At 68.0% G+C, this 22,749-nt stretch carries 18 protein-coding genes; 9 read left to right on the forward strand and 9 right to left on the reverse strand.

Features of this window, described 5'->3' with window-relative positions:
* Positions 1 to 461 precede the first annotated feature (461 nt).
* From L0976_RS21895 to L0976_RS21910, 3 genes are all read right to left on the reverse strand, one after another.
* Positions 462 to 3,431, reverse strand: a complete 2,970-nt coding sequence (locus L0976_RS21895) for an NAD(P)-dependent oxidoreductase (RefSeq protein WP_234189272.1) — start codon at positions 3,429 to 3,431, stop codon at positions 462 to 464.
* A 474-nt stretch (positions 3,432 to 3,905) separates the two neighbouring features.
* Positions 3,906 to 4,385: a VOC family protein gene (locus L0976_RS21905; protein WP_203318162.1), complete on the reverse strand. Its 480-nt coding sequence runs from the start codon at positions 4,383 to 4,385 to the stop codon at positions 3,906 to 3,908.
* 26 nt (positions 4,386 to 4,411) lie between these two features.
* Positions 4,412 to 4,855: an SRPBCC family protein gene (locus L0976_RS21910; RefSeq protein WP_234189273.1), complete on the reverse strand. Its 444-nt coding sequence runs from the start codon at positions 4,853 to 4,855 to the stop codon at positions 4,412 to 4,414.
* A 500-nt stretch (positions 4,856 to 5,355) separates the two neighbouring features.
* Between L0976_RS21910 and L0976_RS21915 the strand changes: the two genes are divergently transcribed.
* The 9 genes from L0976_RS21915 (at position 5,356) to L0976_RS21955 (ending at position 16,607) form a co-directional block, all read left to right on the forward strand.
* Positions 5,356 to 6,339: a substrate-binding domain-containing protein gene (locus L0976_RS21915; RefSeq protein ID WP_203318160.1), complete on the forward strand. Its 984-nt coding sequence runs from the start codon at positions 5,356 to 5,358 to the stop codon at positions 6,337 to 6,339.
* A 103-nt stretch (positions 6,340 to 6,442) separates the two neighbouring features.
* Positions 6,443 to 7,465: a galactitol-1-phosphate 5-dehydrogenase gene (locus tag L0976_RS21920; RefSeq protein WP_234189274.1), complete on the forward strand. Its 1,023-nt coding sequence runs from the start codon at positions 6,443 to 6,445 to the stop codon at positions 7,463 to 7,465.
* Between the two features lie 59 nt (positions 7,466 to 7,524).
* Positions 7,525 to 9,036 carry an FGGY-family carbohydrate kinase gene (locus L0976_RS21925; protein WP_203318158.1) on the forward strand — a complete coding sequence of 504 codons (1,512 nt, stop codon included), beginning with the start codon at positions 7,525 to 7,527 and terminating at the stop codon, positions 9,034 to 9,036.
* Between the two features lie 2 nt (positions 9,037 to 9,038).
* Positions 9,039 to 10,025, forward strand: a complete 987-nt coding sequence (locus L0976_RS21930) for a sugar-binding transcriptional regulator (RefSeq protein ID WP_234189275.1) — start codon at positions 9,039 to 9,041, stop codon at positions 10,023 to 10,025.
* Positions 10,022 to 11,515 (forward strand): sugar ABC transporter ATP-binding protein, encoded by a 1,494-nt coding sequence (locus L0976_RS21935; RefSeq protein WP_234189276.1) that lies wholly within the window; start codon positions 10,022 to 10,024, stop codon positions 11,513 to 11,515. The genes L0976_RS21930 and L0976_RS21935 overlap by 4 nt, the downstream gene beginning before the upstream one ends.
* On the forward strand, positions 11,508 to 12,509 hold the full coding sequence (locus L0976_RS21940; protein WP_234189277.1) for an ABC transporter permease: 1,002 nt from the start codon (positions 11,508 to 11,510) through the stop codon (positions 12,507 to 12,509). Before L0976_RS21935 ends, L0976_RS21940 begins: the two co-directional genes overlap by 8 nt.
* Before the next feature lie 29 nt (positions 12,510 to 12,538).
* Entirely contained in the window at positions 12,539 to 13,492 is a 954-nt protein-coding gene (gene deoC, locus L0976_RS21945) for a deoxyribose-phosphate aldolase (RefSeq protein ID WP_203318154.1), read from the forward strand.
* Positions 13,493 to 13,501: 9 nt separating this feature from the next.
* On the forward strand, positions 13,502 to 15,883 hold the full coding sequence (locus L0976_RS21950; protein WP_234189278.1) for an aldehyde dehydrogenase family protein: 2,382 nt from the start codon (positions 13,502 to 13,504) through the stop codon (positions 15,881 to 15,883).
* 4 nt (positions 15,884 to 15,887) lie between these two features.
* Positions 15,888 to 16,607: an HAD family phosphatase gene (locus L0976_RS21955; RefSeq protein ID WP_234189279.1), complete on the forward strand. Its 720-nt coding sequence runs from the start codon at positions 15,888 to 15,890 to the stop codon at positions 16,605 to 16,607.
* Between the two features lie 156 nt (positions 16,608 to 16,763).
* Here L0976_RS21955 and L0976_RS21960 read toward each other — a convergent pair whose 3' ends face one another.
* The 6 genes from L0976_RS21960 to L0976_RS21985 are packed head-to-tail and all read right to left on the reverse strand — an operon-like array spanning position 16,764 to position 22,650.
* Positions 16,764 to 18,131 (reverse strand): acetyl-CoA carboxylase biotin carboxylase subunit, encoded by a 1,368-nt coding sequence (locus L0976_RS21960; RefSeq protein WP_234189280.1) that lies wholly within the window; start codon positions 18,129 to 18,131, stop codon positions 16,764 to 16,766.
* Positions 18,128 to 18,376, reverse strand: coding sequence for an acetyl-CoA carboxylase (locus tag L0976_RS21965; protein ID WP_234189281.1), 249 nt, complete (start codon positions 18,374 to 18,376; stop codon positions 18,128 to 18,130). Before L0976_RS21965 ends, L0976_RS21960 begins: the two co-directional genes overlap by 4 nt.
* 26 nt (positions 18,377 to 18,402) lie before the next feature.
* Positions 18,403 to 19,725: an aspartate aminotransferase family protein gene (locus L0976_RS21970; protein ID WP_234189282.1), complete on the reverse strand. Its 1,323-nt coding sequence runs from the start codon at positions 19,723 to 19,725 to the stop codon at positions 18,403 to 18,405.
* Between the two features lie 3 nt (positions 19,726 to 19,728).
* Entirely contained in the window at positions 19,729 to 20,814 is a 1,086-nt protein-coding gene (locus L0976_RS21975; RefSeq protein WP_234189283.1) for a phosphotransferase, read from the reverse strand.
* Positions 20,807 to 21,790: a biotin-dependent carboxyltransferase family protein gene (locus tag L0976_RS21980; protein ID WP_234189284.1), complete on the reverse strand. Its 984-nt coding sequence runs from the start codon at positions 21,788 to 21,790 to the stop codon at positions 20,807 to 20,809. The genes L0976_RS21975 and L0976_RS21980 overlap by 8 nt, the downstream gene beginning before the upstream one ends.
* Positions 21,787 to 22,650: an allophanate hydrolase subunit 1 gene (locus L0976_RS21985; RefSeq protein WP_234189285.1), complete on the reverse strand. Its 864-nt coding sequence runs from the start codon at positions 22,648 to 22,650 to the stop codon at positions 21,787 to 21,789. The genes L0976_RS21980 and L0976_RS21985 overlap by 4 nt, the downstream gene beginning before the upstream one ends.
* Positions 22,651 to 22,749 lie beyond the last annotated feature (99 nt).

The following is a 22,749-nucleotide window of genomic DNA, read 5'->3' on the forward strand; positions in this document are numbered from 1 at the left end:
GCTGACGAAAACTTCCCGATACGAAAACTGACAGGATTCCCCTCGTAGGCCCGTGGCGGTCTGATCAGGAGCTTGACGACCGGGGTTTCCAGCGGGGCCGTTTGCTGACCGACCGCTATTGAGACGCACTTGGCTGAAGCGGCCGTTTCGTTGACGCCTTTGCTTTGCTGCACAGGAATGCGCCAACCCAGAGTGTTATTGTGCCTGGTCGCGTTGACCAGCCGGCACGATGACGATGCTGTCGGCGTCGTTGAGCGCGTTCACAACGCCCCCTCGCTTCGATCGCGATTTGCTCGCCGGAGACCTCCATCTGCGGGCCGGCCTCGGCGCAGACGTCGCCGGGATGGGGCTTGCGCGTCTCGAAACGCATCGGGATGAAAAGGCGCAGGTTGCCGGCGACACGGCCCGGTCGACTTTCGCAAGTCGATCGGACCGTGGCGCGGCGATTTTCGACCGGGAGCTTACGCGGGGCCATAGAGGCCGAGCTGATCCAGCAACGCGCGCTGCCGGTCGGCGCTCTCGGCCAGCAGGCCGGTATAGCGATCGACGATCCGTTCGCGATGACCGGGATCGGAAACGGCGGAGAGCGCGCCGACGATGGCGGCAAGGTTTTCCGAGGCCTGCCGCAGTTCGTCCAGAAGATCCGCCTTTGCGGCGGCGGTCGCCGCGACCTGCTTCGTCACCTTGCCGATGCCGGCGGGCGTGCGGCTGCCGGCGGAGACGTAGCCCTCCGGCAGGTCGCCCTTAAGATTGGTGACGGACTTGATGCGGATGACGTCCATGATCTGATCGACGGCCTGCCTGGCGCCGGCCACCCGCGAGGGGTGGTCGGTGTCGGCGGCGGCGTGCGGCAGAAGCTCCAGCTTGCCCTTGTGGCGCTCCTCGAGCGGCAGGTAGGGCAGCATCGGGCCGCTGAGCCTGCCGGTCGCGGCATCCTTGAAGAGATCGGCATCGATCGCCGCGTGCGCGATGCGGCCCGACGCGAGCGCCGCGTCGAGCGCGGCCACGTCGACCACCTCGCCCCGGTCGTAATTGACCAGCACCGCGCCCTCGTTCATCGCGCCGAGGACGGAGGCGTCCACCGTTTCGGCATTGGAATAGGCGCCGGTCTCAGGATCCAGGCGGCCGAGGCCGATATGAACGGAGAGCACATCCGCGCCGGTCGCCGCAGCAACCGGCGTTGCGGCATATTCGAAGCCTTCCGCCTCGATCCAGCGCTTGTGATGCTCACGCGCGTAGATCGCGACCTTCATGCCGAACGCCTTGGCGAGCCTGGCGACTTCACGGCCGATATTGCCGTAGCCGAGCACGGCCATCTTCCGGCCCTCCAGCTTGGCGGTCGGGAAGTCCTTGAGCTGCCGGCCGGTATCGAAATCGCCTTCGGCGACCATGCGATGCAGCGTGGCGACCGGAAGGTCCGGCAGGACCTTGAGGACGGCCTTCATGGCCATCTGCGCGGTGGCGCGGCTGTTGATGCCCGGCGTGTTCATCAGCGGCGCGACGCCGCCCTCGCCATTGCCGCCGCCCCAGGACGCGGACCCCATGTTGCCGGTGCCCGCGCCGATGCGCACGCCGCCGAGCGGAAAGACGGACGCCTTCGGAATGAACGTGGCCGCGGCGATCAGCGCATCGTACTGGCCCCGGTCCGTCTGCGGCAGGATCTCCGCCTCGGTGCTGAGATCCGGCTGGTAGAAGAAGTGGATACGGCCCTTCTCCAGGCCCTCACGGTCGCCGAGCGGGCCGAGATGGAACACGCCGCCCTTCTCCTCGATATAGGCCTTGACCTCGCTGTGGTCCGGCCGGCCGTCGGCGCCGAAGCGCAGGCCCACCATGTCGGCGATCAGCACGGTATAGGCGCGGGACGGATCGTCCTTGCGGACGGCCTCGCCCGCCCTGGCGGCGGCCTCGAAGGTGACGCTGCTCTTCGCCAGCTCCTCCTCCAGCACGACGATCTTGGCGCGCAGATAGGCGTATTGCAGGTTCTCCAGCAGCGCGACGACGTCTTCCGGCTCGCGGATGCCGCCGACCCAGGCGCGGTAGTCGCCGGGCGTGCCGGGGAAGGCGTTGACATAGCGCGCGGCATCGAGGCCGGGCTCGTATTCGCCGTTCGGATGGGTGATGCCTTCATAACCGAGCAGTTGCTTCGAGCGGGCGATGATGCGGGCATGGATGCCGGGATCGGTGATGCCGGCATCCTCGACCTTCAACAACGTCACCGCCGCGCCGCGCCGTTCGGCATCGGTGACGGTCAGCGAGAAGAGCGGATGCGTCTTCACCCATTGGTCGATGACGTCACGGTTGGCGGCCGAGCGGCGGTTGAGGTTCACGATCGAGCCGACCCGCGCCTCCGACTGCAGGAGGCCGAAGGTCGTTTCGGCGAAGGCGAGTGCGCTGTACGTATTGATGACGCCGCCGAGCATGCGGTCTTCCGCCGCGTCGTAGAACGGGCCGGCATCGACCGAACGCCTGGCCGAAAACGGCTGACGCGGATCGACCGGCGGGGCGATCTTGAGCTGGCGCGGGATGGCCCAGGACGGATTTTGCTGGTTCCGCTCGATCAAGGCCAGGGCATGCGGGGTGAAGGAGGCTACGAAATAGCCGGAAATGCCGCCGATCGCCTTCTGGAACGGCATGAAAAGGCAGCACTTCGCCATGACGGCCTCGACCAGCTCCGGCTCCCAGGGCATCGCGCCGAGCATCGACGTGGCGTCGAAGACCGCATGGCGGTTTGCCGGATCGCCGTCGAGCCAGCGGAGCAGTTCGCGGATCTCCCCGCTCGTATAGGCATTGGCCCCGGTCGTCTCGTGGCCGACGCCGACGAAGATCGCGATGCCGAGGGCGGAAAGCTCGTCCGCCGTCGGAATGACACCCTCCGTCGCGGCGAAATGGATGCGGTTCTCGTTTCCTTCCCTGGCGAAGCGATGCATCTCGATGAGCTGCGTCGCCCAGGACTGGCGGAAGAAGCCGGCAGCCCTGGAAGGGTCGCTTTCCGGCGCGGGCGTGTCGACATAGACGCGCTGGGATGCATCGTTGGCATTCAGGAGATGCTGGACGCAGACGGTATACCCGCTATGGCCGCCGCCGAGCCCGACCGCCATGCGGTTCGTCCCGGGAAAGCCGAAATAGGAATGGATCGCCCGCATCATGTCGGCGAGGATCTTGTCGGCCGGATAGCCGCGATGCATGCTGCGGGAAATCTCCGCGGTGGTGAAGCCGCCGATGTCGTTGCCCCTGTCGTCGAACTTGCGGTAGGTCTTCTCGATCCAGGTATCGAATGCGATGCGCCTCAGGCGGCTGTCGACCTCGTCGGTGGTGGCGTCCGTGATGGGGCCGACGCCGAAGAAGGGATTGGACGGCAGCCCCGGGGCTCCCGCTCCCGTCAACCGGATTGCCTCAAGTCGCTGTTCCTGCATCTGCGCAATATTCATCATGGGGCGTCCCGTCTGGCCTGGAGGTGCGTTGAGCGCGATACTGGCGCTTTTTCACCGGCGGAACGGCATGATATGCGCCGGACAACACACGAATTGCGCCATCGCGGCTGTCCGGTCCACATTGGCCGGAACGCCTCGGTGCGGCCTCTCAGTGCCTGCCGGGGTCGCACGCAACCTGCCCAAACGGGCTCCATTCGAATGAGACCGCCAAGCGACCTCGAGCGATGCCATGACGGCGGGCAACAAGGCTCACCGCCGCATCCGCCTTGCAGGCCTCACGGACGATGGCCGGCGTCCCGGCCGTGCTCCAGCGAGGACCGCAGAACGGCTGCACGTCCGTGCCGGCGCCCCTCCGAAGCGAAGCCCGGTCGCCATGGGCGATATGGCCCTCGCCCCGGAAGGCCCGATACTCGACGACATCGCGCCCGCCATACATCCTGACGGCGCACGGCGGCGGTCCGGGGCGGGATGACGTCAGCCGCGTCTGGCGGCATCGATGGCGGCGACGTCGATCTTCTTCATCTCCATCATCGCCTGGAAGGCGCGCTTTGCCTCGGCGCCGCCGGCGGCCATGGCGTCGGTCAGCGTGCGCGGGGTGATCTGCCAGGAGATGCCCCATCTGTCCTTGCACCAGCCGCACACGCTTTCCTGGCCGCCGTTGCCGACGATGGCGTTCCAGTAGCGGTCCGTCTCCTCCTGGTCGTCCGTGGCGATCTGGAACGAGAAGGCTTCGCTGTGCCTGAACGCCGATCCGCCATTGAGGCCGATGCAGGGAATGCCGGCGACCGTGAAGTCGACCGTCAGCACGTCGCCGGCCTTGCCGGACGGGAAGTCGGCGGGCGCGCGATGGACCGCGCTCACGACGCTGTCGGGAAACGTCGCGGCGTAGAAGTGGGCCGCGGCCTCGGCATCTCCGTTGTACCAGAGGCATATGGTGTTCTTGGCGGCTGTCATGTGCTCGTCCTTTCCTTTTTGCGTGGCTACTGGTTGATCTCGGGCACGACGAGCTTTGCGAGCTTGTCCAGCGAGTCCTGCCAGCCGAGATAGCAGGCCTCGGCGGGGATGATGTCCGGCACGCCCTGCTGCTCGATGTTCACCTCGGTGCCGACCGACACCGCCTTCAGGCTCACGGTGACCTTCATCTCGCCCGGCAGGTTGGGGTCGTCGAAACTGTCGGTGTAGACGAGGCGCTCGCCCGGGACGAGGTCCAGATAGGTGCCGCCGAAGGCGTGGCTTTCGCCCGTCGTGAAATTCCGGAACGACATCCTGTGACGGCCGCCGACCTTCGCATCCAGCTCATGGACGGTGCACAGGAAGCCGTAGGGCGGAAGCCAGCTCGCAACCGCGTCCGGCTCAAGGAACGCGCGATAGAGCTTCTCGGGCCTGACGGCGAAGACGCGGTGCAGGCGGATCGTGCTGGGCATGGTGTTCTCCTCTCGTTCGGTTTCATCGGTGTTCGGTGGTGACGGGCCTCTCCGGAGGCAGCCGATCGCCACTCGATACGGTTAAGACGAACGAACCGGCGCGAAACCGACACGGCACCGAAAAATATCATCTCCCGTCCATTCTCGCGGATGGTTCCAGGAAAATCGCCAGCCGGCCGTGAACCGATACCGAAGGCCGGGCCGCATGGTCCGCGACCCACCCTGTAAAGCTGCAAATGTTGCCGGCATTTTGACGCGGGCGAACTGTGCGGCGAGACTTTCGCGCCGCGATTTTCGTGCTTCCAGCCGGTGCCGGCCGGGTGAATTCGATAAATATCGCGTAAGTTCAAATAGTTGCGCGATATGTCGGGTGCGACCGCGCAACCGCATTGACAACCTTCCCAGGGGCATGATGCCATATCAGCAACATAAGTGAAATAATATCACATATGTTGTCTTCCGGGAGGGAAGGCTTTTCTCGGTTCTACAGGGAGGAATCCATGAACACGCGTCGTACATTTCTGGCCGGTCTTTCGGGTGCCGTTTCCGTTCTCGCCGTCATGGCGATCATGCCCATCGCGGCCCATGCCGAAGGCCTCAAGATCGGCTTCAGCCAGGTAACGCTCCAGTCGCCCTTCTACGTGCAGCTCAAGAACGGGGCGGAGGCCGCCGCCAAGGCGGCCGGCGATACGCTGGTGTTCCTCGACGCCAACGGCGACGTGAGCAAGCAGAACAACGACATCCAGGATCTCATCACCCAGGGCGTCAGCGCGATCATCATCAACCCCGTCAACCCGGAAGCCGTCGCGCCGTCGCTGGAAGCGGCCGCCGCCGCCGGCATCCCGGTCATCACCGTCGACCGCCCGGTCACCGGCGGCAAGGTCGCCGCCCATGTCGGCCGCGACAACAAGGCGATGGGCAGGCTGGTGGGCGAGGCCGTCGTCGCCAAGCTGAAGGCCGATGGCGTCACCGGCGCCAAGGTCATCGAGATCCAGGGCGATGCCGGCGGCGCGGTCATGATGGACCGGCGCGACGGCTTCCATGCCGCGCTGGAAGGCTCCGGCCACACGATCGTCGAAGGTCCCTATGCGGAATATATCCGCGCCAATGCCGTGACGGCGATGCAGGACCTGCTGCAGGCCAATGCCGACGTGAAGGTCGTCTACGCGCACAACGACGACATGGCGCTCGGCGCCCTGCAGGTCCTCAAGGAGAACGGCCGCGACGACGTGCTGATCGCCGGTGTCGACGGCCTCTCCGAGGCGCTCGACGCCATGGCCGACGGCAAGTACATCGCGACCGCGCTGAACGATCCGCAATATCTCGGCGACGTGACGATCCAGGTCGCGCGGGAAGTGGCCGCCGGCAAGGAAGTGCCCGCCTTCGTGGACGGCGGCACGGCGCTGGTGACGCCGGACAAGGTGGGCGAATACCCGCACAGCGAACTCTTCGCCGAATACCGGCCGCAGGTTCTCGACAAGTAACTCCCAGGGCGGTGGGGGGAGCCAACGGCTCCTCCCGCTTTTCCGAACGCAGGCGGATCCTTGCCGCCGGCGCAGTCCATTTCGTTTTCAAAGGAACCACTTCATGCGCGCCGCCGTACTCCATACGCCCGGAGACATACGCCTCGAAAATGTCGACAAACCCGTGCCCGGGGCGAACGAGGTGCTGCTGCGCGTGGCAGCCGTCGGCGTCTGCGGCTCGGACCTGCCGCGCATGCTCGTCAAGGGCGCGCACAAGATGCCCATCATCTGCGGCCACGAATTCTCCGGCCATATCGAGGAACTGGGGGCGTCGGTCACCGGCTTTTCGAAGGGCGACCTCGTCACCGTTCCGCCGATGCTGCCCTGCGGCACCTGCGACCAGTGCGCGACGGGCAATTTCTCGCGCTGCCGCAACTACGACTATTTCGGCTCGCGCCGGGACGGCGCCTATGCCGAATGGGTCTGCGCGCCGGTGGAAAACCTCCTGAAGGCGCCGGCGGGTTGCGATCCGCGCGCCGCCGCCATGGTCGATCCCGCCTCCATCGCCCTCCATGCGATCTGGAAGGCCGGCGGCGTGCGGATGGGCGATCGCGGCGCGGTCATCGGCTGCGGCCCGATCGGCCTCTTCGCCATCCAGTGGATGCTGCTGATGGGCGCGCGCGAGGTCGTCGCCATCGACGTGTCGGAAGAGAAGCTGGCGCTGGCCCGGCAGGCGGGCGCGACGCATGCATTCCTGGCCGGGGCCGAACTGCCGAAGGAACTCCTTTCCGACGTCATCGTCGAGGCGGCCGGGCATCCGACGTCGATCAACGCGGCCGTGCGGCTCGCCGCGCCGGGCGGCCATGTCGTCTTCATCGGCATCCCCGTCGGCGAGGTTCCCCTCTCCAATGCGGCCTTCCAGCATTTCCTGCGGCAGGAGGTGTCGCTGCACGGCTCCTGGAATTCCTTCGGCGCGCCCTATCCCGGCCCGCAATGGACCGTGACGCTCGACAAGCTTGCGTCCGGATCGCTGAAGTGGGAGTTCATGATCACGCACGATCTGGATCTGGAGGAACTGCCCGCGATCTTCGAACGCCTTCGCACCGACCGCGAATTCTTCTTTTCGAAGATCATGTTCCGCCCCTGACGGGGCGCCCGGCTCTGGAGGGCCGCCGGGCGAAGGAGAGTTAGGGAGGAACGTCTGTCATGGCTCACATCCTGAGCTTCGACTTCGGCACGGGCGGCGTTCGCGCCGGGGTCTACGACACGGACCGGCGGCAGATGCTGGCCCAGGCCGAGGCGTCCTATGCGACGCATTATCCGCGGGTCGGGTGGGCCGAGCAGTCTCCCGCCGAGTGGCGCACCGCCTTGCGCCAGGCCGGCCGCGCCGCCCTCGAAGCGGCTGGCCGAAGGACGGTCGACGCCGTCTGCACCGCCACGACCGCCTCCACGGTGGCCATCTGCCGGCGCGACGGCACGCCGCTGGCGCCGGCCATCCTGTGGATGGATTGCCGCGCGGAGGCCGAAGCGCGCGCCACGGCCCAACTCAGCCACCCCGTCATGCGCTATTGCGGCGGATCGGACGCGGTGGAATGGCTGGTGCCGAAAGCCATGTGGCTCAAGCGCAACCGGCCGGAGATCTGGAACGGGGCCGAGATCGTCTGCGAGGCGCTCGACTACATCAATTTCGACCTGACGGGCGACTGGGTCGGCTCGCGGATGAACGCCGCCTGCAAATGGAACTACGACAGCGCCGAGGGACGGTTCGTGCCCGACATCTACGAGGCGTTCGGCGTCGCGGACCTGATCGAGCGCCTGCCGCAGCGCATCGTTCCCGTCGGCGGCGTCATCGCGCCGATGCGCGCCGGGATGGCCGCGGAGCTGGGGCTGGAAAACCGGCCGGTCGTCGCCCAGGGCGGCATAGACGCCCATATCGGCATTCTCGGCGCGGATACGATCGAGCCGGGCGGCATGCTCTTCATCGGCGGCACCTCCATCGTGCAGCTCATCCAGCTTGCGCAGGAGGCCGACGTCTCGGGCTTCTGGGGCCCCTACCCCAATGCGCTCAACGACGGCCGCTGGCTGGTCGAGTGCGGCCAGGTGGCGGCGGGGTCGATGCTGAACTGGCTGTCCGGCGAGATGTTCGGGCTGGATGCGGCGGGCCATGCCGCGCTGATTGCCGACGTGGCCGCCGCTCCCTCGCGCTCGGAGGGGCTGCTGGCGCTGGACTACATGATGGGCAACCGCACGCCCTACCGGGATGCCGCGCTGCGCGGCGCGCTGATGGGGCTGACGCTCGGCCACACCCGCGCCGACGTCTATGCCGCGGCGATCGATTCGATCGCGCTCGGCTCGGCCAACGTGCTTTCCGTGCTGAAGGCGCGCGGCGTTTCCGTCGGGCGGGTCATGATGGCGGGCGGCATCGTCAAGAACGCGGCCTGGCTCCAGGCGACGGTCGACGCCATCGGCCAGCCGGTCGAGGTCGCGCGCGAGGACAATCTCTCGCTCGTGGGAACCGCCGCGGCGGCCGCCGCCGCCATCGGCGCCTTCGCGGACCTTGCATCCGCCGCCGCGGCCTGCGTTGCGCCGTCGAAGGCGTTGCTGCCCGATCCGGCGCGCGCCGAATGGTTCGACAGGATGCTGCCGCTCTACCAGGACGCGACGGAACGGCTGCGGCCCGTGCTGCACCAGCTCGCAGACCGCCAGAGGGAGGCATGAGGATGGCAGAGCGCAACCCCTATTCGGCCCGCCTGCCGTCGAGCGACCAGCGCGACCACCTGATCGTGCAGGTCGCCAAGCTCTATTACGACCTCGAACGGACCCAGTCGCAGATCGCCGGCGAGCTCGGGCTGACGCGCTGGCAGGTCGGCAAGCTGCTGACCGAAGCGAAGGAAGCGGGGATCGTGCGCATCGAGATCACGCCCCGCGCCGGCCGCCGCACGACGATGGAGCTGGAACTGCAGCGCAGCTTCGGCGTCAAGGAGGCGATCGTCGTTCCGACCGGCGACATCGAGGATCCGGGGCTCGTCACCGACAGCGTCGCCCAGGCGGCCGCCACGCATCTGGCGAGCCTCAGCCCGAAGCCCGCCCTCATGGGCGTGAGCTGGGGGCGCACGATGTCGGCGGTCGCCCGTGCCCTGCCGAAGGACTGGTGCCCGGGGCTTCATGTCGTGCTCATCAACGGCTCGACGGCGCTGACGGCGACCAACAGCCGCAATTCCGCCGTCGCGGAGGAATTCGCCCAGTCGACCGGCGGGCGGGCGACGCTGCTTCCCGTGCCGGCGATCATCGGCTCGAAATCCACCCGCCAGGCCCTCGAGCAGGATCCGGTCCTCGGCCGGGTCTTCGCCCTTGCCGAGGAAGCGCCCGTGCTCTGCTTCGGCCTCGGCGGACTGACATCCCAGTCGGTCCTGCTCGGATCGGGCTATCTCGGCGACGACGACATCGCGCGGCTGCGCGACCTCAGGGCGGTCGGCGACATCATGGGGCGGTTCGTCGACCGCGACGGCCGGGTCGCCGACAGCCAGCTCGACGACCGCACGATCGGCCTCAGGCTGGAATCGCTTGCGGCCAAGGAGCGGGTGATCGGCGTCGCCGCGGGCGAGGACAAGCACCGCATCGCCGCAGCGTGCCTGCGCGCCGGCTACGTCACGGACCTCGTGACCGACGAGGTGACCGCCCGCCGCATCCTGGAGGAAGGCGTATGACGCAGGACGTTCTGACGATCGAGGGCCTCTCGAAGCGCTTCCCGCCCGGCATCGTCGCGCTCGACGAGGCCAATATCGCCGTGCGCAGGGGCGAGGTCCATTGCCTTCTCGGCGCGAACGGCGCCGGCAAGTCGACCTTCCTCAAGCTCATCGCCGGGGCGCTGTCGCCGTCGGCCGGCAATATCCGGGTGGACGGGCAGCCGGTGCATTTCCGCGCGCCCGCGGAAGCGGCCGCCGCCGGCATCTCGATGATCTACCAGGAGCTGGACCTCGTGCCGCAGCTGACGGTCGCGGAAAACCTCTTCCTCGGCCATCCCCCCTCGCGGTTCGGCTTTCTCGACAAGCGCGGGCGGCAGGCCCGTGCACGCGAGGCGCTGGCCCGGGTCGGGGCGACCTTCGGCCCCGAACAGCGGGTGGGGAACCTGTCCATCGCCAACCAGCAGCTGACGGCCATCGCCCGCTCGCTGACGCGCGAGGCCAGGGTCATCATCATGGACGAGCCGTCGGCGGCGCTCAACGAGACCGAGCTGAAGGCCGTGTTCCGCGTCATCCGGGAACTGACCGCGCAGGGTGTCGCGATCCTCTATGTCAGCCACAGGCTGGGGGAGCTGCGCGAGATCGGCGACCGCGTGACGGTCCTGCGCGGCGGGCGGACCATCGAGACCTTCGACGTCGAGGGCACGCCGGACAGCGCGCTGGTGGAGGCCATCCTCGGCCGCGACCGCGCCTTCGTGGAGCGCCGCGAGCGCGCGCCCGTCACGGGCGAGGTCGTGCTGAAGGTCAACAGGCTGACGGGCGCGCAGGGCCTCGACATCAGCGATTTCGAACTGCGGCGCGGCGAGATCTGCGGGCTCACCGGCCTCAACGGCTCCGGCCGCACCTCCTTCCTGAAGGCGCTTTTCGGGGCCGACCCGCACGAGGCGCAGATGACGCTCCACGGCCGGCCCTACAAGGCAAGGTCGCCGCGCGACGCCATCGCCGCCGGCCTCGGGCTTGTGCCCGAAAGCCGCAAGACGGAAGGCCTCATCCTCGACGCGCCGATCTACCGCAACGCCACGCTGCCGGCCATGCAGGGCCAGTTCCTTGCCCGGCACGGCCTCCTGAAGGCGCGGACCGTCCCGGTCCTGCGGCAGCTTTCCACGAAATACGGCTCGCCCGAACAGAAGGTCGTCCAGCTCTCGGGCGGCAACCAGCAGAAGGTCGTGCTGGCGAAGTGGATCATCAAGGGCGCCAGGCTCCTCCTGCTCGACGAGCCGTCGCGCGGCCTCGACATCGGCGCCAAGGCCGACCTCTACCGGCTGGTCGACGAACTGGCGGCGGACGGTGCGGCGGTGATCGTCGCCTCATCCGAACTGGACGAGCTCTACGCGGCCTGCGACACGATCTGGGTCTTCCACGAGGGGCGCAACATCGCCCGCTTCGACCCCGCCACGACCGACCAGGACACCATCCTGAAGCATCAGATTCTCGGAGACCACCATCATGACTGATACTGCGACGGGCGTTCCGCCGGCGCGCAATTCCGGGCGCCGCATCGCCGATCTCCTGATCGAGTACAATTTCATCGCGATCTTCCTCGTCGTCGTGGCGATCGCGGCGGTGCTGTCGCCGAACTTCCTGACGCCGACCAACATCGCCAACCTCTTCCAGCAGGCCGCCGTGGTCGGCGTGGTCGCGGTCGGCATGACCTTCGTCATCCTCACCGGCAATATCGACCTTTCGGTCGGTTCGGTCGTGGCGCTGTGCGGAATGCTGGTCGCCGTGCTGCTTGCCGGCGGCATGCCGATCCTGCCCGCCCTCGCCCTCACCATCCTGACGGGCGCGCTTGCCGGCGCCGTCATCGGCCTCATCACCGCGCTTGCCGAGGTGCCGAGCTTCATCGTCTCGCTGGCGGGCCTCGTCTCCTTCCGCGGCATCACCTATCTCCTGACGGACGGCGTTCCCGTCTCCGGCCTCCCGCCGTCCTTCGGGGCGATCTCGTCGACGATGGTTCCGGTCCTGCCCGGCCTGCAGGTCAGCTCGATGGGGCTGATCTTCGTCGTGCTGTGCGTTGCCGCCGGCGCGCTGCTCAGGCTGACGGTCTTCGGCGAATCCGTCTACGCGACCGGCGGCAATGCCGAGGCGGCGCGGCTTTCCGGCCTGCCGACGACGCGCATCCTCGTGCTGGTCTTCACGGTTTCCGGCATCATGAGCGCGCTTGCGGGCATCCTGCTGACGTCGCGCCTGCGCATCGGCCAGCCGACGGCCGCGCAGGGACTGGAGCTCGACGCCATCGCCGCGGTGGTGCTCGGCGGCACCTCGCTGTTCGGCGGGCGGGGCGGCGTCCTCGGCACCTTCTTCGCCGTCATGCTGCTGCAGGTGCTGCGCAACATCTTCAACCTCCTCGGCCTCGGCTCGTTCTACCAGATGACCGTGACGGGCCTGATCATCATCGCGGCCATCCTCCTCAACCGCTTCATCGACATCCGCAGAGGCCGGGCATGAAACCCCAAGGAAAAACGCTGGAACCCACCATGACAGACCATTTCGCCCGCCCGCAGGGCACGCCGCTGACACCCGACTGGTTCGAGACCCACACGGTCAACCTGTCGGCCGCGCAGCGCCGCGCCGCGAGCCTGCCCACCCGGCGCTCCGTCAAGAAGGACTGGCAGGCGGCCTGGCTGCTGCGCGCGGTCACCTGCATCGACCTCACCACGCTGTCCGGCGACGACACCGAGGGGCGCGTCAAGCGCCTGTGCGCGAAGGCAAGGGCGCCGGTGCGCGCCGACATCCTGGAAGCGCTCGGCATCGAGCGCCTGACGGTCGGTGCCGTCTGCGTCTATCCGACCATGGTGGCGCATGCGGTCAGGGCGCTCGAAGGCAGCGGCATCCCGGTGGCCTCGGTCGCCACGGGCTTTCCTGCCGGCCTGATGCCGCTGCCGCTGCGGCTGGCCGAGATCCGCTATGCCGTCGAGCAGGGCGCGAAGGAAATCGACATCGTCATCACCCGCGAGCATGTACTGCGGGGAGACTGGGCGGCGCTCTACGACGAGATCCGGCAGATGCGCGAGGCCTGCGGCGAGGCGCATATGAAGGCGATCCTGGCGACCGGCGACCTCAAGACGCTTTCCAACGTCTACAAGGCCTCCATGGTCGCCATGCAGGCCGGCTCGGACTTCATCAAGACCTCGACCGGCAAGGAGGACGTCAACGCGACGCTGCCGGTCTCGCTGACCATGGTGCGGGCGCTGCGCGACTACAACGGCCGCACCGGCCAGATGGTCGGCTTCAAGCCGGCCGGCGGGCTGAAAACCGCCAAGGACGCGATGAACTGGCTGATCCTCATGAAGGAGGAGCTCGGCACGCGCTTCATGATGCCCGATCTCTTCCGCATCGGCGCCTCCTCCATGCTCGGCGACATCGAACGCCAGCTCGAACACCACGTTACGGGCCGCTACTCGGCCGCCAACCGCCACGCGCTGGCCTGAGGTTAGACCATGCCTTCCATCAAGGACATCATGCAGACCATGGAATACGGCCCCGCCCCCGAAAGCAATGCAGAGGTCAAGGCTTGGCTCTCCGCCCGCGCCACCGGCATCGGCCATTATATCGACGGCAAGTTCACGCCGGCGGACGGCGAGCTTCTCGACGTCGTCAACCCGGCGACGGAAGAGATCATCGGCCGCCTCGCCAAGGGCACGGCGGCCGACGTCGACGCCGCGGTCGCCGCGGCGCGCGCGGCATTTCCCCGGTGGTCGGCGCTTTCCGGCCACGAGCGGGCGAAATATCTCTATGCGATCGCGCGGCACATCCAGAAGCGCGAGCGCTTCTTCTGCGTGCTGGAGACCATGGACAACGGCAAGACGATCCGCGAGACGCGCGACATCGACATCCCGCTCGTCGCCCGCCACTTCTATCATCATGCCGGCTGGGCCGAGCTCGTCGCGGACGAGTTCCCCCAGCACCGTCCGGTCGGCGTGTGCGGCCAGATCATTCCCTGGAACTTTCCGCTGCTGATGCTCGCCTGGAAGGTGGCTCCGGCGCTTGCGGCCGGCAACACGGTCGTCCTGAAGCCGGCCGATCTCACGCCGATGACCGCCTTCGCCTTTGCCGAACTGCTCGACGAGATAGGGCTGCCGCCGGGCGTGGTCAACATCGTGCAGGGCGACGGCGAGACCGGGGCGGCGATCGCCGGCCACCCCGATGTCGACAAGGTCGCCTTCACCGGCTCGACGGAGGTCGGCCGCACCATCCGCCGGCAGATCGCCGGCTCCGGCAAGAAGCTGAGCCTCGAACTCGGCGGCAAGTCGCCCTTCATCGTGCTGGAGGACGCCGATCTCGACGCGGCCGTCGAAGGCGTGGTGGACGCCATCTGGTTCAACCAGGGCGAGGTGTGCTGCGCCGGTTCGCGCCTTCTCGTGCAGGAAGGGATCGCGCCGCGCTTCTTCGACAAGCTGAAGGCCCGCATGGCGCGGCTGCGCGTCGGCGACCCGCTCGACAAGACGATGGACATGGGCGCCGTTGTCTCGATGAAGCAGCTCGCCCGCATCCAGTCCCTGTTGGAGGCGGGCGAGGCCGAAGGCGCCAAACTCAACCTCGCGCCGGTGACGCTGCCCGAGCGCGGCGCCTTCTGCACGCCGGGCTTCTTCACGGAGAGCCAGCCGGCGAACATCGTTTCGCAGGTCGAGATCTTCGGCCCCGTCGCCACCACGGCGACCTTCCGCACGCCCGACGAGGCGGTGACGCTCGCCAACGACACGCGCTACGGCCTTGCCGCCTCGGTCTGGTCGGAGAACGTCAACCGCGCGATCGACCTTGCCGCGCGCGTCAAGGCGGGCGTGGTGTGGATCAACGCCACCAACATGTTCGATGCGGCCGCCCCCTTCGGCGGGTATCGCGAGAGCGGATACGGGCGCGAGGGCGGCCGGGCGGGCATGCTGGAATATCTTTCCACCGGCTGGGAACGGCAGGGCAAGCCCCGCGCGGCCACCGCCGCGCCGGTCGACGTCGCCCCCGCCGCCGGCAAGGCCGACCGCGCCGCAATCGACATCACGGCGAAGCTCTATATCGGCGGCAAGCAGGTCCGGCCGGACGGCGGGCAGAGCTACACCGTGCGCGGCAAGGGCGGCGCCGGCATCGGCCAGGCCGGCCTTGCCAACCGCAAGGACGTGCGCAACGCCGTCGAGGCGGCGAACGGCGCGAAGGGCTGGGGCGGCGTGACCGCGCACAACCGCGCGCAGGTGCTCTATTTCCTCGCCGAGAACCTCGGCCAGCGCCGGGATGAATTCACCGCCGCTCTCGCCGCGACGGGCGCCGTGGCGAAGCCCGAGGAGGAGGTCGACGCCGCGATCCGCCGCTGCTTCTGGTATGCCGCCCAGGCCGACAAGTTCGACGGCGCGGTGACGGCGACGAAGTCGCAGCATGTGACGATGACCGTCAACGAGCCCTACGGCACGATCGGGATCGTGGCGCCCGACGAGGCGCCGCTTCTGGCCCTGCTGTCGCTGGTGCTGCCGGCGATCGCCATGGGCAACCGGGTGGTGGCGGTCGCCTCGCAGGCCCATCCCCTCGTCGCCGCCCGCCTCTACCAGGTGTTCGAGACGTCGGACATTCCCGCCGGCGTCGTCAATCTCCTGACGGGCGAGCGCGACGTTCTGGCCAGGACGCTCGCCGAGCACGACGACGTGTCGGCCCTCTGGTATTGCGGCGGCGAGGATGGCTCGCGCATGGTGGAAACGGCATCCGCCGGCAACCTCAAGCCGGTCTGGGCGGACCAGGGGCGCCTGCGCGACTGGCGCGATCCGCGCTTCGGCCAGGGCCAGGAATACCTGCGCCGCGCGACGCAGGTGAAGACGATCTGGCTGCCCTATGGCGAGTGACGCGATGACGGCGCGGATTCCGGAGACCATCCGCCTGGTCATCTTCGACTTCGACGGGGTGATCGCCGACAGCGAGGCCATCGCGCTGGAGGAGCTGGCGGCGGAGATGACGGAACGCGGCGCGGCGGTCTCCTACGAGGAAGCCCGCGCCCTCTTCCTCGGCGTGTCCACCGCCCGCCACATGGACTATATCGCCGAGCGGACGGGCGCGCCGTGCGTGCCCGATTTCCCGGATGTCTGGCACGCGCGCCTCTACCGGCGTTATCGTTCCGAGCTTGCCGCCATGGACGGCATCGCCGGGCTGCTGGACGATCTGGAGCGGCAAGGCATCGCCTGCTGCATCGCGTCGGGCGGCAGTCCGCAGCGGATCGGTTTCGCGCTCGACTGCCTCGGCCTTACGGACCGGTTCGCCGGCGCGGCCTTCAGCGCGGAAGCCGTGCCGCGCGGCAAGCCGGCGCCGGACCTCTTCCTCCATGCGGCGGCCGAAATGGGATATGCCCCAGGCGAAAGCGTGGTGGTGGAGGACGCCGTGGCGGGCGCAGAGGCGGCAGGAGCCGCCGGCATGGCGTGCATCGGCTTTCTCGGCGGCAGCCATCTCGAAGGCCACCGCGACGCCCAGCGCCGCCTGCTTTGCGAGGCCGGCGCGAGGACCGCGGTGGAAAGCCACGGGGCGCTCGGCGCCCTTCTGCTGCCGGCCACGGCCTGCTCTCGCGGACCGGCCTGAGCGGGTGCCGGCTCCGCAGGCGAAAGGTCACGGAGCCGGGACATCGCTGAAGCGCTAGAGCAATTCCGCTTTTCTTCGAATCGCGAAAACGCTCTATCCTTTTGTTTCTACGCAATTCCGGACGCAAAACCGCTGCGCACTTTTGCTGGAATTGCTCTAGAGGCCGGGCGGGCTTTCCGCCAGCCACGTCTCCAGCCATTGCGTCGAGACCTCGCCCGAAAGGACGTCCGGTGCCTCCGCCAGCGCCCGATGCAGGGCGAGAGTCGTGGCGATGGGGCCGATCTCGGTCTCCTTCAGGGCCGCCGCCAGGCGCGCGATGGCCTCGGCGCGGGAGGCGCCCCTGACGATCAGCTTTCCGACAAGGGAATCGTAATAGGGCGGCACCCGGCTGCCGGCGTCGAAACCCGTATCGAAGCGGATGCCGTCTCCGTGCGGCACCTTGAACCGGTCGACCGGACCCGGACTGGGCAGGAAATTGCGCGCCGGGTCCTCGGCATTGATCCTGACCTCGATCGCGTGGCCGTCGCAGCGGATGTCGTCCTGCGTCATCGACAGGGCCGCCCCGCCGGCGATCGTCAGCATCTCGCGGACGAGATCGACGCCGGTGATCATCTCGGTCACGGGATGCTCGACCTGGATGCGGGTGTTCATCTCGATGAAATAGAACGCCTTGCGGGCGGGATCGTAGAGATACTCCATCGTGCCCGCGCCGCGATAGCCGACCGCGCTTGCCAGCCGCACCGCCGATGCGCAAAGCGCCTCGCGCATCTCCGGCGGGAGCGCGGCGGCGGGCGCCTCCTCCCAGACCTTCTGGCGCCTGCGCTGCAGGGAGCATTCGCGCTCGAAGAGATGCACGACGGATTTGCCATCGCCGAGCACCTGCACCTCGATATGGCGCGCATTCTCGATGAAGGCTTCCATGTAGAGCCCGCCGTCGCCGAAGGACGCCCTGGCCTCGGCGATCGCCTGCGGCACTGCAGCCGCAAGCTCCCCGGCGCTGCGCACGACGCGGATGCCGCGCCCGCCGCCGCCGGCCGCGGCCTTGACCATGACGGGATAGCCCATCTCGCCGGCCAGCTTCAGCGCGTCCCCGGCATCGTCGAGACGCCCCTCGCTGCCGGGCACGACGGGCACGCCCGCCTCGATGGCGGCCCGACGGGCATTCACCTTGTCGCCCATGCGCTCGATCGTATCGGCATCCGGCCCGACGAAGATGCGGCCCATATCCGTGACCGCCCGCGCGAACCCGGCATTCTCCGAAAGGAACCCGTAGCCCGGATGCAGGGCGTCCGCGCCGCTGCGGCGCAGCGCATCGAGCACATTGTCGACATTCAGATAGGACTTCGCGGCTGCCGCCGGTCCGATCTCGATCGTCTCGTCGGCCATCCGCGCCGCCAGCATGTCGCGGTCGGCCTCGCTGACGACCTGGACGGTCGCGATGCCGAGTTCCTTTGCGGCCCGGATGATGCGCACCGCGATCTCGCCGCGGTTGGCGACGAGCAGCTTGCGGATCGGGGCGCTCATTGCGCGCTCTCGATCCGGCAGACGGCCTCGCCCGGCTCGACATTGCTGCCGCTCTCGACGGAGTAGCCGAGGAACGTGCCCTCGGCATCCGCCTCGACCGGCAGGAAGGACTTCATCACTTCGACCAGCGCCACGGTCTCGCCCGCGGCGACCTTGTCGCCGGCGTTCTTGAAAGGCGGGGCATCGGGCGAAGAGGACAGGTAGATGACGCCCGGCAGGATCGCTTCGATAGTCTTGATGGTCATGGATATCTCCGGAAGGCTTGCTTGGTTCAGGACAGGCGTTGCAGCACGCGGCCGAGCTTGGCGATCAGTTCGTCCGCGTTCTCGCGCGAGAACACGAGCGGCGGGCGGATCTTCAGGACGTTCGCCGCCTTGGCGCAGCCCGAGATGAGGACGTTCTCGTCACGCAGGCCATTGATGATGCGGGTTGCGGTGGCGCCGTCCGGCGTCTTGCGAGCCCGGTCGGAAACGATCTCGACGCCGAGGAAAAGCCCCGCGCCCCTGAGGTCGCCGATGCATGGATGCGTGCGGGCGAGCGCCTCGAAGCCTTGCCTGAGGTGAAGGCCGATCGTGCGGGCGTTTTCCAGGAGGTTCTCCTCCTCGATGACGTCGAGGACGGCCGATGCGGCGGCAACGGCGACGGCATTTCCGCCGAAGGTGTTGAAATAGCGTGCCTTCTTGCCGAACTCGGCGAGCAGCTCGGCGCGCGCGGCAACGCCCGCCACCGGAAAGCCGTTGCCCATCGGCTTGCCCATGGTCACGAGATCGGGAACGACGCCGTGGCGCTGGAAGCCCCACATGGCCTCGCCCGTGCGGCCGAAGCCGGACTGCACCTCGTCGGCGATGTAGACGCCGCCCGCCGCGCGGATCGCATCGACCGCGCCCTTGAGGAAGCCCGCCGGCCCGTCGAAGACGCCGTCGCTCGCGAACAGGCCGTCGCAGATGAAGAGCGCCGGCTTGATGCCGTGGCGCTGCAGATCAGCGATGGCGGCCTCGACGGCGGCGGTGAACTCTTCGGCCACATTGCCGGAGCGGTAGGAATCGGGCGCCGGCACGGTGCGCACATGCACGCCGAGATTGACGTTCTCGCCCAGCGACGGAGAGAATTCCGACACCGCCTGGGTGATGCCGTGATAGGCCGTCTCCGTCACGACGATGCCCTTGCCGCCGGTATGCGCCTGGGCGATCCGTACCGCGAGGTCGTTGGCGTCCGAGCCCGTGCAGGTGAACATGAGATGCTCGACCTCGGACGGCATGGTGGCCAGCAGGCGCCTTGCGTAGCTCAGCACCCCGCCGTGCAGGTAGCGGGTATTCGTGGCGAGCACGCCGACCTGCTCGCGGATCGCCTCGACCACCTTCGGATGGCAATGGCCGATCGAGGTGACGTTGTTATAGGCATCCAGATAGGCGTTGCCCTCGGGATCATAGAGCCACACGCCCTCCCCGCGCACGAAGTGCAGCGGGCGCTCGTACATCAGCCGGTAGGCGGGCCCAAGCAGCGCCTTGCGTTCCGCAATCATGGAGGCCGTCGCCTCGTCGAGCTCCGCAGCGCCTTCTATAAAGGCATTGACCATCGATTCCTGGGTATTCATAGCTCACTCCATGTTGCACGCGGCCATGAGCGCCGCCGTGACCTGATCTCGGGGAAGAGTTGCAAAAAGACGCAGTCCCTCGCGGGCGGGACCGTTGTTGCGCAGGATGTAGGCCGCGTTCTGCGGGTAGCGCGCGGCGCGTCCCTCGGTGATGGCGACGGTCGTCATCAGCCGCGCCACGACGAGATCGCGCAGCACCTCCACCTCGCGCCGCTCCAGCGGCAGCACGGCATGATAGGCGCGCACCATGTCGCAGACGGCCGCCAGATTCTCCTGCGGCAGTTGCGTGTGGTAGGAGGCGGCCACCGCCAGGTCGATGATCAGCGGCGTCTTCACCATGTCGCCGAAATCGAGGATCCCGGTGATCCGGTCGGGATCGGCCGGATCCAGCACCACATTGTGCAGGTTGAGGTCGTTGTGCACCACGCGCTGGCGCAGCGTCGGAAGGACGGGAAGGACGGCGCGCTCGAAACGGTCGAGCTCCGCCGTGAGCTGGCCGCGCAGGTCCGGCTCCTTCAAGGCCTCGATCAAGGGCCGCAGGGTCGCGGCATTCTTGACGTCCCAGAGGATCTCATGGCCCGAAGCGGGATGGTCGAACCCCTCGAAGGCGGCGCCGAGCCGCGCCAGCGAGCGGGCCATGTCGCGCCGCAGCGCCGGGGTCACGCCGACCCGGACGACGGGAACGCCCTCAAGCCAGGTGAGGACGCGGATGACGCTGGACCGTCCGTCCTCCAGCACGAGCGGGAACTCGCTCCTGCCGTCGAGCGTGCGCACGACCTTGGGCACCGGCAGGCCGGGATCGCGCGCCTGCAGCCAGAGCAGGGCCTCGGTCTGGAAATTGGTGTTGATTTCGGGCTCCGCCGGGTTCGACACCTTCAGGGTGAAGCCGCGGCCGTCATCGGCGACGATGTGGAAATTGGCATCGCGCTCGCAGGCGATGGTCTCCGCCACGCCCGTTATGCCGAAATGGGTTTTCATCAGCCGGACCGCCGTCGCCTCGTCGATGGCCGGCGGCGGGCTGTTCAGCGTTCCGCCGAGCGCGCCGTGAACGGGATCGCTCGTGGATACGGTATTCAGACTTTCAGACACGAACGGTCACTCCTGCACTTGTCACCGTTTCGAGCGCGGCGCGAAGGCGGGCCGCTTCCTCGCGGTCGACCCGGCGGAAACGGAGGATGTCGCCGGGCTTGGCCTGCGCGAGTTTCCAGAACGCAGCGCTGGCCACGGTAAAGGGATTGATGAAGCCGCCGGTGCTCGGGGCATCGTTGACGAGGATGATGGGCGTCTGGCCCGCCAGGTTCACGGCGCCCAGAGGATAGCCGTGGTCGATGATGTTGGAGGGATCCTGGCCGTGGTCGCTGCCCTTCGACAGCGCCCGCCCGGCAAAGCCGAATTCGGGCCCGGTGAGGCGAATCCCCGTGCGGTTGCTCTTGGCCTGGACCGACCAGTCGGCGGAGAAGAACATCTCCACCGAGGCGTCGTCCAGCCAGTCGTCGTTCGGACCGGCGAGCGCCTCGATCTGCCATGTCCTGTCGGTGGGGAACGGCGGGCGGACGGCTTCGGGGACCGCAAGGAGATCACGGGGACCGGCGGGCTGCGCGCCGAGCGGAAGGATCTGGTCCTTCGCCAGCGCCTGGCCGCCGACCCGCGCCATGTGGAACACGGCGCGCGAGCCGAGCACGACGGGCGTGTCGATGCCGCCGGAGACGGCGATGTAGCCGCGCGCGCCGGTATAGGCGGCGGCAAGTTCCAGGACCTGTCCGGCGGCGACCTGCACGCTTTGCCACATCGGCACCGGCTGGCCGTCCAGCTTCGGGCGCATGTCCGCGCCGGTGACCGCGACCACGGCGTCGCACTCGAAGCGCAGCGCGGGGCCGAGGAACTGGCATTCGAGCGCCGCGGCATCGCGCGGGTTCCCGGCCAGCAGGTTCGCCTGCCGGAACGACCACTTGTCGAAAGGACCGGAGACGGGGAACCCCTGTTCCAGGTAACCGATCCGGCCCGGCAGTTCCTGAACCGTGGTCTCAAGGCCGGGTTTCAGGACGGTGATGGAATGCGTGCTCATGCCTTTTCTCCATGGGCCCTCGCCCAGTCGAGATAGCGGTCGACCGAGAAGACCTGGTATTCGACGATGTCGTGCTCGTAGCGGCCCGCGGCGACCTCGGCGTCGATCCAGGCGCATTCCTCGGCGCTGACGGGCCGGAAGCGCACCCTGTCGCCGGCCCGCAGCAATGCGAGGCTGTCGCGGAAGGCCGGCAGGCGCTGCGCGCCGTCGTAGATCGGCGCGGGGCACCTGCCGATCAACTGGTAGCCGCCGGGCGTGCGGTCCGGGTAGATGCAGGAGAGCGCGCCGCCGATGCCGACCGCGCCCTTCGGGGTCCAGGTCCGCGGCGGGTTGTACTTGGGAGCGGTGATGCGCGAGCCGGGGTGCAGCGGCAGAAGCGAGCAGAGGCCCGGCCAGAAGCCGAGGGCGGCGACCCAGTACTCCGTTGCGGAATGCCGCCGGGCGAGCGCGGCCCTGTCCTCAAGCCCGTTCAGCGCGCACAGGAGGTCGGGATCGGCGCGCTTTTCGGGATAGGTCCTGCGATAGTCCTCGATGCATGCCGTCGTCTCCGCCTCGAAATAGGAGACCGGCATGGTCACCAGCCGGCTCGGCAGCGTGCCGGAAATGCCCGTTCCGATGCGCTCGTAGATCGCCGCGATCTCCCGCACGAGATCCTCGTAGGACATCCTGTCGGGGTCGTAGTTGATCTGGAGCGATGCCAGCTCGGGGATGATGTCCTCGATGGCCGGGATCGCCGCCTCGCGGATCGCGGCCACGAGCCGGTGGACGGTGAAATTCAGCGTGAAGTCCATCCCGTCGCCGAGTTCCACCTCGACGGCACGGTCGCCGCCGGGGAAAAAACGTAGAGTTTCATGCAGCATGAAGACGCCTCTGCCAGAGCGAAAATGATGCCCGCGGGACCGCTGGGCGGCGAACAAACCTGTTTAGATATATGATATATCTTGTCGCCAGACGATGCG

This window comes from Shinella sp. NM-101, from assembly GCF_021401195.1.
Lineage (GTDB): Bacteria > Pseudomonadota > Alphaproteobacteria > Rhizobiales > Rhizobiaceae > Shinella.